This window comes from Anaerosporobacter sp. (assembly GCF_965301125.1).
The window spans coordinates 1-12,649 of the sequence record NZ_CBDLAM010000117.1; the positions used below are offsets into that span (position 1 = coordinate 1).

The following is a 12,649-nucleotide window of genomic DNA, read 5'->3' on the forward strand; positions in this document are numbered from 1 at the left end:
ATATATTGCTGTATTTAGAAGATGATTTCGATCTTGTGTCGGAGTCATCTTCTTTCAAGTCCATTCCGTTCTCAAAATTATTATACCATAGGCGCCCTATTTAAATGGGAGTTTTGATTAACATATTATAAAAGTGGAACAAATTGCTCCTGTTTAGGGAATAAACCATATAGTCCACCAGTATGAATAAATAATACATTTTTAATGCCAGTGAGGTTTCCTTTCTTCACTTCCTGATAAAAGCCATACATTGCCTTACCTGTATATACTGGATCCAAAATCACACCCTCTTTTCTTGCTATATCAGTGATAAATTTCAACTCTTCCTCACTTGAAATGGCATATCCCTTTCCTTTATAGCCATCTATAAATTGCATTTCTTGTGGCTTAATTGTGATATCTGTTTCTAGGATTTTAGCAGTATCGCCACAAATTCGTTCGCACACATCTCTAAAATATTGAGCATCATCGCAAACATTGAAACCAAATACCTGTCTATCTGGTGCATATAACTTGGTTCCCAGAAACAAGCCAGCAAACGTTCCACCAGAACCAGCCGCGCATACTATTGAATCAAAAGTAATTCCTAGTTCTTGCTCCTGATTCAATATTTCCTTGACTGCTTCCACATAGCCTAAATTACCGATTCCATCCGAAGCACCTTCTGGAATCACATATGCCTCAATTCCTTTCTTTCTGTAATCCTCCTGAATTTCTTTCATAATCTCAACGCGACGATTAGAATAATCATTACGACTGATAAAAGTAACAGTAGCTCCCAATACTTTGTCTAAAAAGTAATTCCCCTCTACAATCGGTTCTTCATCAATACGTAGTACCAAATGTGAGTGTAACCCCAGTTTTGCAGCCACAGCAGCTGTTGAACGACAATGATTAGACTGAATTCCTCCACATGTAATCACTACTTTTGCCTGTTTCTCCAATGCCCTTTTTACTGTAAACTCCAATTTTCTAATCTTATTACCAGAGGTTTCAACCCCTGTCAAATCATCTCTCTTAATCCAAATCTCAATTCCTAACTCTTCTGAAAGATGATTCAACTTTTGAATTGGAGTAGGTAAAAAAGCCAGATTTAATTTTTCAATATGCACCATATCTATTCCTCCTTACCATCTAATGTAATCGTTGAATAATTGATTCCTATTTGTTTTTGCCTTTCTAGGAATTTCTCATTATCTAAAAAATTCTTATCATCTGTAAAGTTTTTATTATTTAAAAAGTTTTTATCATCTAGAGATTTCTTGTCAAAATTCATATCAAATTTTTTATCATGGGTAACTACGATAACGCTTTTTCCAGTAAGCCAGTATTCCCTCAATACTTCTCTTACGACTGATGCACTCTGCTCATCCAGATTAGAAGTCGGTTCATCGGCTATTAGAATCTCTGGGTTATGAAGCAACGTTCTAGCAAGACTGACTCTTCGATATTCTCCTCCTGAAATTTCTGATGGATAAGAGTTTTGAATAGATGATATATTTAATTTTTCCAATATTACATCCACTGTCTCACGAGGCACTATCTGACCTTTAATTTCCCGTGGACAAACAATATTTTGATATACCGTTAGGTTTTCTAATAAAGCAGCTCCTTGCATCATATAACCTATTTTTTGGTTTCGAAGTTCGGTTCTTTGTTTTTCTGTATAATCACCATAAAGTTCTTTACCATCTATAAACACCTTACCAGAAGATGGTTTTAGCAAACCAGTTAGTATATTCAGAAGTGTTGATTTTCCTCTTCCTGACTCTCCGGTAATACAACAAAAACTTCCCTCTTTAAGAGTAAAACTAATTTCGTTTAAAGCAATCTTTTCCCCATTTCCTTTTCTGATAAAAGTTTTTGAAACCTTTTTTGCCTGCAGTTTCATCTATTTACCTCCTTTATCAGTTCCACCGGATCTGCTTTTCTGATTTTAAAAAATGAATATGCAGATGCTACCAAAAAGACAATAGCATTGATACCTGCCGTCTCTACCACTAATTTGATAAAATCCAAGATATCAATTTGACGGTATGGCACATTAAGCATTAAACGAATCTGTGTATGTAGCGGAAAAGCAAATAGTCCAACCAGAAAAACTGCCACAATTATTCCTGCTGCAAAGACAATAACATATTCTAAAAGAAAAACACGAAGGATTTCCGTTCTTGATATCCCTACCGATAACATACTTCCAATCTCATTACGTCTTAGATAAGAAGTAAGCGTAATAATCGCGAAAATAGAAACCACTGCTAATAAAATCAAAAAAACATCCATGATAACAGCAAAAACTTGAAACTGTTCCATCTGCACCGCATAGTCTTTAATCAATGAACTGACAGCATAAGCACTGACACCTTCTTCTCCATATTTATTCTGTATTTCTTCCTTTACCTCCATCGCATCGGCATTGTCCTCTATATCTAGTAAAACCATAGAAGCTGCTCCCTCTTTAAAGGATATGATATTCTTATATAAATCGTTACTGGCAATTTCATTGGCTGCTTCAAACGAAATAAAGGCACAATAATCATAACCCATACCTGTTTCTTCAAGTACATCCACTACTGTGAATTCTCTGTCGAAATACTTTACCTTATCGCCCACTTTATTTCCAATATTTTTTCCTAGAATAATCTCATTCTTGTCAAGTTTATGGATACCATTTTTACGCATCCATGGTCCTACTGAAAAATCAGACTGGATATCAAAGGCAATTAACTGTATTGCGTTATCACAACAATCTGCGGAAAGAGTAGCCAAATATGCTTGTGTGCTTGAACGTTTCACTCCATCGATGTGACTCAATTTGCTCTCCCACGAATCATCAAAATTGACAGTACAAGGTTTTCCCTTAAACAAAGCTTCCTCCACAACACCGACATAACCATCTGGTACCACGATTACTTCTGCTCCAATTCGTTCTTTGGTAATTTCCAGACCATCTTTCATATTATGTACTAGTAATCCTCCTGCAAAGATCCCAATGGATGTAATTACAACCAATATAAGTAAAATACCATATTTAAATCTTTGATGACTAAGATTCTGTATTGCCATCCTATGTATTGTCATCATGACGTCTCTCCACTTTTACGGATATATTCTACCGCTATAGAAATCACCGTAATCACAATAATCAAAACACTAATAATATAAATCCCCGGAAAAGTTCTCACCTGACAAGCCATAGTCTTCATATGGCAACCACCAATGATTTTTGCCGGAATAAGTATCATTTCTACTGCTGTCAATATGGTGATTAGACTTAAAGCAATATCACTATTTCTTTGATTTATCACAATTCTTGTCACACTTAGTGCAATAATGATAAGCGAAAGCAAAACAACCGCTCTGGTACTATATGTGCATAACATAACTTTCTTTGTACAAGGATGCAAAAAAGTTAATGGAGCTATAAATAATAGTCCTCCTGCTATCACATTAATTATCCCAAATATTCTTCTACTCATAGTGAGCCTCCTTTTGAATTCAAATCAATAAATCCTCTTATTCAAACAAACCACTGGATAGATATCGTAGTCCTGTATCTGCTGTTACTGCCACAATTCTCTTCCCTTTATTTTCTGGCCGTTTAGCTAACTGGGTAGCTGCATTAATAGCAGCACCAGAAGATTCACCAAGTAATATGCCATCGCTTTTTGCTACTTCTCTAGCCGTCGCATAAGCATCTAATGCCTCTATCGTAATAATCTCATCATAAATATTTTGGTTTAAAGTAGCTGGGATTCGGTTCTTAGGTACATCCGCCGAAAATGGATGTACTCCTGTAATCTCATGCTCAGGTACTGGTACCTCATCACTTGGTAGTGAGTTTGGTCCTGGCTGTACACCTACGACTTTAATATCTGGATTCTTAGATTTTAAGAATTCGCCTACACCAGTAATTGTTCCACCAGTACCTACAGTTGCTACGAAAATATCAACCTTTCCATTGGTATCTTCCCATATTTCCGGTCCGGTAGTTTCAAGGTGAATACGTGGATTTGCTGGATTTGCAATCTGATTGACAAAAACAACACTTGGATCCTTTGATATGATTTCTTCTTCCAAATATTTTATCGCAGCAACAAAATCACCATTTGTTTCTTTCAAAATCTTGGCAAGCCCTGGTTCCTCTGTAAGTTTAATGGTTTCACCACCGAACGCATGAATAACTTTAAATCTTTCTTCACTGACCTGAGGTTGAATATATACACGGAATTTATAACCTTTTGCTGCCGCAATAGCCGCTAGACCAATTCCTGTATTACCACTAGTAGTATCCACAATGGTATCGCCTGGCTTTAGAATGCCTTTCTTTTCCGCATCTTCAATCATAGATAAAGCAATACGATCTTTTACACTTTGATTTGGGTTAAAATACTCAACTTTGATTACCAATTCCGCATCCAAATCATTCTGTTTCTCATAATTTACCAGCTCCAATAATGGTGTGTTACCTACTAACTCCGTAATGGATTTATTAATTTTACCCATATTAAATTCCTCCAATTATATAATTATTAAATTATTTTAATTACGCTCTGTAAACTTCTTAGTTTCCGGATCATATGTCACAGAATTCGGCACACCATCAAGGCTCTTATAAACTTTATTGACAAACTCATCTTTATCTAAAGATTTGTCTATGTCACCATAACTTTGTAACTCATCAAAGGACTTACTAAAAGTTTCACGCCCTAAGGAAACAGAAGGGGTGTAATTCAAACTGGCTAAAATCTCACCATTATGCTCTGCATCTCCCGGCATATATCCATTTTCTACTTGTAGTCTTGCTGCTTCTTCTGGCTCCGCTTCAATAAATGCTGCTGCTTTTTGCATAGCTCTTGCATAAGCTGCTGCCCCCTCAGGATTATCCTTTAGCAGTTCACCTGATACATATGCCTGACAACAATATTCATCTGCAAACTTCTCATCTACTCCTGTATCTAAGATTTTAGTAAATTTATAAGACTCTTCTGCAGTAGTGGCCACTGGATCATGAATCCCAATAGCATCTACACCACCATTGTCCAGTGCAGCTGGAAGATCTGACATATCATATGCTACGAAAGTAATATCTGCCTTATCTCCATTTACTGTGAAACCCAAATCATTCAATTTTCTCTTCAACTGGATAACAGATGAATCAGAAAGAGATGGAACACCTATTTTCTTGCCCTTTAAATCGTCCAGACTCTTAATATCCGAATCATTCTTTACGTAATATTTTGTACAGCCTGTATGAAGTCCTGTAACAAATACAATATCCAGACCATTAGAAATCGGTTGCATAAGAGAACCTGTCAGACCATATCCTGCATTGATTTTTTTACTGCTAATCTGCTCTGTAATCGTAGAAATATTAGAATCTACCAATTCATATTTCAAACCTGCTTTGTCAAACTCTTCATCAAAATATCCATTTATAATTGCAATATGAAGTGGGGCTAAACACAAACTCTCTTTGTTCCTTAAAATCTTCACCACAGATGTTCCACTGGATTTACTTGCATCCTTATCTTTACCGCAACCTGTTACCATATAACAAACTGTCACAACTGCGATTAACAAGCATATTTTCTTAATTACCTGTTTCATACTATCTCCCTCCTGCACAATTTGCTTTGTGCTCTCTTATTTTTATTTAGCCAGGGTTTATGCAATGAAATACTTCTTAAATTCTCATAAGTAATAATCTAACTCTTTAACATTCCCAGCGAAATTCAAAATCTCCAAAATTTCAGTACGATATTTTAAGAACGCATCCTGACCACGTTGTCTTGGCCTTGATAAGTTAATATCAATGACTTTTTCTACCTTTGCTGGTCTAGCAGACATGATTACCACCTTATCCGACAGATACACTGCCTCATCCACATCATGAGTCACCATAATCATGGTCATCTGATGTTTCTTCCATATCTTTAATATTTCATCCTGCATAATCATTCTTGTAAAAGCATCTAACGCTCCCAAAGGCTCATCTAGTAGAAGTAATTTTGGATGCCCCACCAATGCCCTCGCAAGTGATGCTCTCTGACACATACCACCGGATAATTGATGTGGAAAAGATTTTTCAAATCCCTTTAAGCCTACCAAATCTATGTACTTATCTACTTCCTCTTTTTCCTCCTTGTATATGCCCCTAGCCTTTAAACCAAAAGCAATATTTTTCTGAATGTTTAACCACGGAAAAAGATTTGTCTGCTGGAATGCATAGCCTCTTACATATCCCGGCTTTGTAATTAAATCACCATCGAGATAGATACCACCTTTATCCGCTACATTTAATCCGGCAATCGCGCGAAGTAATGTAGTTTTTCCACAACCTGATGGGCCGATCAGCGATATAAATGTTCCTGGCTCTATGGATAAATTCACATCATCTAGTGCAGTCACCATAGACCCATCTGCATTGGTAAATGTTTTACCAACATGGCTAATATTGATTTCTCCTACCATTTGATTACTCCTTTCTGCCATATTAGAATCTTATCTTTAATACGGAATACTAAGGTAATCACTAAGGTACAGATACCTGCAAGTAAGATAAGTCCTGCATAAACATTGGCATATAGCATCATGCTCTTTTGCCAGTTTAGGTACCAGCCGATACCAGATTCACATCCAAACATCTCAGCAGTAACCAAGGTAACGAAAGAACCACAAGTGGCATAGAAAACACCCAGAAAGATCTGTGGCATCGCTGCAGGTACACCAACTTTAAATATCTTATATAATCTACCAGCTCCCAAAGTCGAAGAAACTTCAAAATAAGAATTCTGGACATTTTGAATACCGCTACTTGTCATCAGTGTAATAGGGAACCAGACTGCCAATGCAATCATAAAGATTGCTGCTTGATAAGAGGTACTAAAGAGAGATAAAACTAATGGCGACCAAGAAGTTGCTGGAATCGGCCCAATTACTTTCGTTAGTGGTGTTACCCAGTAGCTAAACCTCTTGCTAAACCCTAATAATAATCCCGTAACAAATCCAAGAACTGCTCCTATAACAAAACCAGTTAATAATAACTTGAAAGAAGCAATAATGCATCTACCTAGTAACGCCCTGTCATCTACAAACACTCCGAAAATTCTATCCAATGACGGAAAGAACAATACTGGCAGCAATACAAACTTTACAGTCACTAGATTAATCACATTTATTAGTAATACAGCTCCAGCAAAGAGCGGTGCTTTCTCTGTTAATCTCTCTTCCAATTTAGTACGAAAAAATGATGTCACATAAAACACTAGATAGATGATCAAAACCGCTATCAAAAAATATGTATAGTATGGCTTACTGGCCAATGGATGAAGTTTCGAATCTGGAATTACCTTATGTAGTAAAATCGCAAACAAGATTGATAAAATCGGTAATACTTTTTTCAATTGGTTCATAACTTTCCTCCTTACCTTACTAAGTTCTAATATTCCCAATTAACAAATTTCTTCTTTGCAAGATTGACAAATCCATTCAAAATTGTAACCACCACACCAATGAAGATAATTCCAGCAATTGCTTTTGTATAATTGGCATAATTTAACAAAACCCTGACATAAAACCCCATGCCACTTTCCGCACCAATCATCTCTGCAGCGGTTAATGTCATGAGTGCGGTCGCCAGATGTATGGGTAGTGAGTTAATAATTCGAGGCATGTTAAATGGTATAATAATACGAAATAGAATGGAAAAAGTGGATAAATTCAACACCCTTGCAGAATTAATAATTCTATTTTCTACAAATGCGGTATTATTAATGGTTCCCATGAAGGTTCCCCAAAAGATGCTAAGAAATATAACAAATAATGAGGCTGAGCGAAATGTAGTCATAATAAGTACAACATAAGGAGTGTAAATAAGAGCAGGTACAGTAGAAATAGCCTTTACAATTGGATAAATTGCACTTCGAAGACGTTCACTCCAACCTACAAGCGTTCCTAGAATAACTGCGGACACCATTGCAGAAGAAAGTCCAATTAATAACAGATACATGGAACTACAAAAACCCCTGAAAATTGTTTTATAATCCTCTACAAATACGTGAAATACATTCTCAGGAGCAGGAATAAACGCATATGGTAAGGCATTTCTTCGACTCACAAAATATTCCCATATTAAGAATACGAAATATATAAACGCCACAATGTCCTTTGCTGCCTTTGCTCTCTTATTCTGAAATAACTGAATGACAAATACTAATTGGATCAAAACAAGAACTACCATAAAGGCTTTCGGGCTTTTAATGCCAATACGCATCTCTTCGCCATATTTACTTGGTAATAAAAAGCAGAGCAAGATAAGTACAAATAAGAAATTAGGGATATTGATTATCTTAGTTATAATTGAATGCACTCCCGTTTTCTCTTTTTTATGTATAACAACTGTGCTATCACTCATATTATCACCTCTTCTCCACCAATTTCTTTGTATATATGTTCCTTATAAAACAGTTTCACTAATTCTCCATGAAGCCTTCTATATTCGCTATTATCAAATAGGCTCTCTTTACTTCTTGGACGTGGGATATCAACATCTAATATCTGATGAACTCCTTTTGGTACCATGAATACAATTCTATCCGCTAGTAACAAAGCTTCGTCTAAATCATGGGTTACAAACACAACTGTCTTTTTGTTTTTATCCTCGCGCCATAACTTTAGTAATAATTGTTGTAGATTCTCACGGGTTTTTGCATCAATTGCACCAAACGGTTCATCCATAAGAAGAATCTGTGGGTTACATGCTAATGCTCTGGCAATCGCTACCCTTTGTTGCATCCCTCCAGATAATTCACCCGGAAGCTTATTGGCAAATCCTTGTAATTGTACTCGTTCTAAGAATTCATCTGCAATTTCAAGTGATTCCTTCTTTCTAATCTTTTGAAGCTTCTTCCTACTTTTTCTCACTGCGAATGCAACATTATCTCTAGCAGTCAACCATGGAAACAAAGAATAATTCTGAAACACTACTGCACGTTCTGGACCTGCACCATTCACTACTTTTCCATTAATGAGCACTTCCCCCGTTGTCGGCTTATTGAGTCCTTCTAAGACACTTAATAATGTACTTTTTCCACAACCACTTGAGCCAATGATACATACAAATTCTCCCTTGTGAATCTCAAGATTTATATGATCTAATGCTTGAAAGGTTTCTTTCTCCTTCTCATATATAAGGCCCAAATCCCGAACCTCAATTAATGTTTCAGCCATACTAATCACCATACCCTCTTAAATGTCTCTTCAAAATTAGGATAATTATTGTTGTTCTCTTCAAAAAACGTCCACATATCCTTATAGAACGTATCTTGTGGATGCTCTTTTATAATTTCATTTAATGCCTGTGCATATACCGATAAATCATAAAAAGTAGAAAGCTCTATTCCATCTTCGACATATTCCCAATCAAGTAATGTTTCATAAACAGCTAATGTTCCGTTGTAATTTGGATCAGGATTATATTTTCTGTTTGCATTTGCTTCATAATCATATACATACGTTCTTATATAATCATCTGTTTCTCCGGTTTCCTTCACAAGTGACTTCACAGTACCATCCTCGTCTGTGGTAAGATCCTTATACGCTCTAATCTGCCCCTTTAGATAAGCCACATAGGCATCTCTATTCTCTTCAAAGGACTTCTTATATGCGGTCTGACGACAGCATACATAATTTTCTAAAACCGCTGTTAATGGAAATAGATACTCAAGGCCTTGATCCAAAGCACTTTCTAGATACTCTGATGAAACAAACCCTACATCAATCGTTCCTTTGCTTACCGCAAGAACAATTGCAGGATAATTTTCAATTAATGTATAGTTAATATCTGTACCTTTCTTGTAATTGTATTTATTCCCCAGTACATACTTTGTCACCATCTCTGAAGTAGATAACTGAATAACACCAATATTCTTTCCTTTCCAATTTTTCAAATCCTCTAACTCCTCTGCCTTTTCCTTAGTAGTAATCACACACATTCCACCTGAAATGGTTCCTGCGTAGAGCTCAACATCAGCTCCTTGTGCTCCATAACTAAGAGGAGGTATTAATTGACTATAAGTGGTATCTACCTTACCAATACTTAATGCTTCAAAAACTCCATTCATTTCTAATGGTGTTTCTTTAACAGACAAACCGTAATCACAAAAATACCCCTTTTCTTTTGCAACCTGTACAAGTGGATTACTTAATGCCGATGTTGCAGAAGTTACAACATTTAAAGAGTATTGATTAGAACGGGAACTTACCTCCTTATCCTTCTCTTTCAAGCATGCAGTTAAACTCCATAGTGTAAGTAGTACTGTTAATAAAAGTGTTACTCTTCTTTCAAAAGTCTTCATGATTTCCTCCCATCTGAGGCTAATATTAAAATTTCTTTTAATATCTCTATTACTCTCTCATTTTCTTCCTTTCTCCCAATAGAAATACGGATAAATCCATCTAGACCAAACTCTTCTCCGTTACGAATCATATATCCTCGTTTCAGAAATTCTTCCTCCACATATTTTCCATCTAAGCCCACCTCTACTAACAAAAAATTCCCGCTTGATTCTATATACTTAAGTTGTAATTTATCCAGTTCTAGGTAATAGTAACGTAAGCCCTCTCTGTTTGCCTTTAATACCTTTTCTTTAAACTCCTTATCTTCTAGACTTACCTCTGCAGCAAGTACAGCAGCGTAATTTACGTTAACTGGAAGTCTAACCTTTTGTAAATTAGTAATAACTTCCTCCGCTGCAATCCCATAGCCAATCCGTAAAGATGCCAAACCGTAAAGTTTAGAAAAAGTTCTTAACAAGATTACATTCCTATGCTTTCTTACAATCTCTACGGTATCAAGGTATTCACCTTCAATGAAATCAACATAAGCTTCATCTAACACAATCAAAATATGCTCAGGTACTTCTTCTATAAATGTTAAAAGTTCATTCACAGGTAATACAGTTCCAGTTGGATTGTTAGGATTACATAACCATATTACTTTTGTCTTGTCAGTAACTACAGCTTTTATACCCTGTAGATCTACTACATAATTCTTTAGCGGTATTAACACCGGCTTTGCACCTGCCTGAAGTGTTACATTACTATACCAACCAAATGAAGGGGTTGGAATAATGGACTCACTCTTTTGCTCCAAATACGCCTGTGCTACAAGAGAAATCAGTTCGAAGGATCCATTCCCGAAAATCAGATTTTCTCCAGAAACATTATGTATAGCTGATAATTTTCCTCTTAAAACTGTGTAATTGGAGTCTGGATAGTAAGAAAGTTGATTCTTATTTTCTAAAAGTGCTTCCACTACCTTAGTAGAACATCCCAATCGATTTTCATTTCCTGCAAGTTTTACGATACTATTAACTCCATAACTCTTACACACAGATTCTATAGTTCTTGCTGGCGTATAGTTTGAAATTACTTCTAATACTTTACGTTCTTTAACCATCGCCATATCACAGAACCTCTTTTCTTACTTCTCTTACATAACTATCAGCTAGTATTGCTGCACTTATAATGGAATCAGCTATATCCTGCTGCTTTAATACTGAGGAGCTACCAAACTCCCCTATAATTCTGTTTGCCACAATTTCTAATTTCTCCCTTGTATTTGTTCCAAACCCGCTCTCCTCTAGCGTAAATGCTTCACCAATTTCATCGAATTGGCGAATTATATCCTTGATTTCTGTTTCGCTTCTTTCTTCCAATACAGCCTGAATTAAAAGTCCCACAGCCACTAATTCACCATGTAATAGATTTCTAGTTTCCGGTATTCTTCTGGCTGCGTGATAAAATGGATGTGCAAATCCAGAAAATGCCCTGTCTCCCACATAACTTCCCACATTTCCCGCAATGTAGATAATCGCGTCTATGGTTTTTTTCACATAATCATCTATAATTCCGTTTTGGATATTTTGAATTATTTTCGTGGTATTCTTTAGTAGGAAATCCAATGCAACTTTTGAATTTAATACTGCAATACTATTAGAGAATTCATCGTTTTCTCTTTCACTAGCAGCTGTTTCATACCATTTTGCCAACGTATCTACGATACCAGCTCTAATATATCTTACCGGTGCCTGGGCAATAATTTTTGTATCCGCAATAATAATGTCCGTAGTTTTCTTATTAATCACGAACTGTTCAAAATCTCCTTCTTCTGTATAGATAATGGAAACTGCTGCCCAAGAAGCACATGTTGCCGCTATGGTTGGTACGGTAATAATTTTGATTTTTGCTTTATTCCCAGCAGCCTTTGATACATCCATAACTTTGCCCCCGCCAACTGCTAAAATTGCATCGCATTTTTCTTCTATTGCTCTCTTAGCATATTGTTCAGCCCTCTTTATAGTAGGAAATCCTTCAAAAAGAACTTCTGCGTATGATATCTTCTCTGCCTCCAAAGAAGTCGCAATCTTATCTTCAGTGACCCTTTTAGCACTCTTACTCCATACAATAAGTGGGTGACTTACTTCACCTTTTATTATTTTCCCAATCTTATTAATTGCATCAACTTCATTAATGTATAAATTCGGCGTTTTTATTTCCAATCGATATCCTCCTTAATTGACCATGGAAATTAATCGAGTAGGAGGGAAATTCAACTAAATTTCCCGACCTCTCACACCACCGTGCG

13 protein-coding genes are annotated in these 12,649 nt (G+C 36.2%); all 13 read right to left on the bottom strand.

Features of this window, described 5'->3' with window-relative positions; genetic code table 11:
• Positions 1-125: 125 nt before the first annotated feature.
• A complete protein-coding gene (locus ACW2QF_RS12875; protein ID WP_455716412.1) occupies positions 126-1,115 on the bottom strand; it encodes a D-cysteine desulfhydrase family protein in 990 nt (329 codons plus the stop codon).
• A gap of 2 nt (positions 1,116-1,117) precedes the next feature.
• Complete coding sequence (locus ACW2QF_RS12880; RefSeq protein ID WP_455716413.1) at positions 1,118-1,891, bottom strand: ABC transporter ATP-binding protein; 774 nt, start codon at positions 1,889-1,891, stop codon at positions 1,118-1,120.
• Entirely contained in the window at positions 1,888-3,084 is a 1,197-nt protein-coding gene (locus ACW2QF_RS12885; protein ID WP_455716414.1) for an ABC transporter permease, read from the bottom strand. The genes ACW2QF_RS12880 and ACW2QF_RS12885 overlap by 4 nt, the downstream gene beginning before the upstream one ends.
• A complete protein-coding gene (locus ACW2QF_RS12890) occupies positions 3,081-3,479 on the bottom strand; it encodes a DUF4418 family protein (RefSeq protein WP_455716415.1) in 399 nt (132 codons plus the stop codon). Before ACW2QF_RS12890 ends, ACW2QF_RS12885 begins: the two co-directional genes overlap by 4 nt.
• A 37-nt stretch (positions 3,480-3,516) precedes the next feature.
• Complete coding sequence (locus tag ACW2QF_RS12895; RefSeq protein ID WP_455716416.1) at positions 3,517-4,506, bottom strand: PLP-dependent cysteine synthase family protein; 990 nt, start codon at positions 4,504-4,506, stop codon at positions 3,517-3,519.
• Between the two features lie 36 nt (positions 4,507-4,542).
• Positions 4,543-5,610, bottom strand: coding sequence for an ABC transporter substrate-binding protein (locus tag ACW2QF_RS12900; RefSeq protein ID WP_455716417.1), 1,068 nt, complete (start codon positions 5,608-5,610; stop codon positions 4,543-4,545).
• A gap of 84 nt (positions 5,611-5,694) precedes the next feature.
• A complete protein-coding gene (locus ACW2QF_RS12905) occupies positions 5,695-6,474 on the bottom strand; it encodes an ABC transporter ATP-binding protein (RefSeq protein ID WP_455716418.1) in 780 nt (259 codons plus the stop codon).
• Complete coding sequence (locus ACW2QF_RS12910; protein WP_455716419.1) at positions 6,468-7,415, bottom strand: ABC transporter permease; 948 nt, start codon at positions 7,413-7,415, stop codon at positions 6,468-6,470. The genes ACW2QF_RS12905 and ACW2QF_RS12910 overlap by 7 nt, the downstream gene beginning before the upstream one ends.
• A 26-nt stretch (positions 7,416-7,441) precedes the next feature.
• Positions 7,442-8,416, bottom strand: a complete 975-nt coding sequence (locus ACW2QF_RS12915; RefSeq protein ID WP_455716420.1) for an ABC transporter permease — start codon at positions 8,414-8,416, stop codon at positions 7,442-7,444.
• Complete coding sequence (locus ACW2QF_RS12920; protein WP_455716421.1) at positions 8,413-9,231, bottom strand: ABC transporter ATP-binding protein; 819 nt, start codon at positions 9,229-9,231, stop codon at positions 8,413-8,415. Before ACW2QF_RS12920 ends, ACW2QF_RS12915 begins: the two co-directional genes overlap by 4 nt.
• A gap of 5 nt (positions 9,232-9,236) precedes the next feature.
• On the bottom strand, positions 9,237-10,358 hold the full coding sequence (locus ACW2QF_RS12925) for an ABC transporter substrate-binding protein (RefSeq protein ID WP_455716422.1): 1,122 nt from the start codon (positions 10,356-10,358) through the stop codon (positions 9,237-9,239).
• Positions 10,355-11,467 carry a histidinol-phosphate transaminase gene (gene hisC / locus ACW2QF_RS12930; protein ID WP_455716423.1) on the bottom strand — a complete coding sequence of 371 codons (1,113 nt, stop codon included), beginning with the start codon at positions 11,465-11,467 and terminating at the stop codon, positions 10,355-10,357. The genes ACW2QF_RS12925 and hisC overlap by 4 nt, the downstream gene beginning before the upstream one ends.
• Position 11,468: 1 nt before the next feature.
• Entirely contained in the window at positions 11,469-12,563 is a 1,095-nt protein-coding gene (locus tag ACW2QF_RS12935) for an iron-containing alcohol dehydrogenase family protein (RefSeq protein ID WP_455716424.1), read from the bottom strand.
• Positions 12,564-12,649 lie beyond the last annotated feature (86 nt).